Source organism: Nonomuraea sp. bgisy101 (assembly GCF_057708945.1).
Window position 1 is genome coordinate 1 of sequence record NZ_JBYITD010000116.1, and the last position, 730, is coordinate 730.

Consider the following 730-nt stretch of genomic DNA (forward strand, 5'->3'; position numbering starts at 1 on the left):
CGGGGTCGACGGCTTGCGCCACGGCCCGGTATCCGGCGTCGTTGAGGTGCAGGTGGTCGCCGGAGTCGTAGGCGGGGTCGAGTTGGTCCTCGTCGGACGGCGAGGCCAGCGCGCGGTCCAGGTCGACCACCCCGTCGTACGCTCCCGACCCGCGGATCCAGGCGTTGACCGCGTCGCGCTTGGCCTCGCCGCGCGCCGAGTGGTAGCGCGAGCCCTTCATCGGCGGCAGCGTGGCGCCGATGGCACGCACGCCCTTCGCGTGGGCCTGCCGGATCAGCTCGCGGTGTCCGGCGATGATCTCGTCGGCGGAGACGTCGGTGGGCGGTGCGCCGATGGGGGAGGGGGCCTGGCTCATCCCGATGTCGTTGATGCCTTCGAGGATGATGACCGCGCGCACGCCGGGCTGGTCGAGCACGTCACGCCGGAACCGCGAGGTCGCCTTGTCGCCGAGCCACGCCGAGTCGACCGTGACCCTGTTGCCGCTGATGCCCTGGTTGAGGACGGCGTGCGGACGGCCTGCGGCGGCCAGGCGCTCGGCCAGCTCGTCGGGGTAGCGGTTGGCGGCGCCCGGCGTCGAACCGTACCCGTCGGTGAGGGAGTCGCCGAAGGCGACCACGGCGCCTTGATGGGAGGACCGGCCGATGACGTCGACCCCGCTGAGGTAGTACCAGGACGCGGAGGTCTGGGTGAAGGCGCCGGGGCCGTGGTCGGACCGGTGGTCGCCCGCGGC

Annotated in this window: 1 protein-coding gene; it reads right to left on the reverse strand. The window is 73.2% G+C overall.

Going from position 1 to position 730, the window contains the following annotated elements; all coding sequences use genetic code 11:
- On the reverse strand, positions 1-730 hold a 730-nt coding region (locus AC3EO4_RS55680; RefSeq protein ID WP_431904992.1), incomplete at both ends, for an SGNH/GDSL hydrolase family protein.